We start from the raw sequence: 361 nt of genomic DNA on the forward strand, positions 1-361 counted from the left end.
GTTCGGCATGCGGATGGGCGCGGCGAGATCGTCTCCGACGTCGTTTTGTCGCAGCTCGAGGAACACAGCGCCTATGGCGGTGTGGTGCCGGAAATTGCCGCACGGGCCCACGTCGAGGCCCTGGATACGCTTGTGGAAGAAGCGCTGGAGCAGGCGGGCGTGACCCCTGCCGACGTCGATGCCGTTGCTGCTACCTCCGGCCCCGGGCTGATCGGCGGCCTGTACTGGCGCGGTGCCAGCCGACGCGGCGTCGAGGTGGGCATGCTGCTGGGCTTTGCCACCTGGCTGTACACCCTGCTGCTGCCGGCGATGACCATGGCCGGCTGGGTCGATGCCGCCTGGGTGCAGCACGGCCCGTTCG

General features: G+C 69.3%; 1 pseudogene. It reads left to right on the top strand.

Going from position 1 to position 361, the window contains the following annotated elements:
- Window positions 1-361, top strand: a pseudogene (locus EN804_RS38460) (hypothetical protein); the annotation flags it as partial.

It is taken from the genome of Mesorhizobium sp. M8A.F.Ca.ET.161.01.1.1 (assembly GCF_004792105.1).
Taxonomy (GTDB): Bacteria; Pseudomonadota; Alphaproteobacteria; order Rhizobiales; family Rhizobiaceae; genus Mesorhizobium.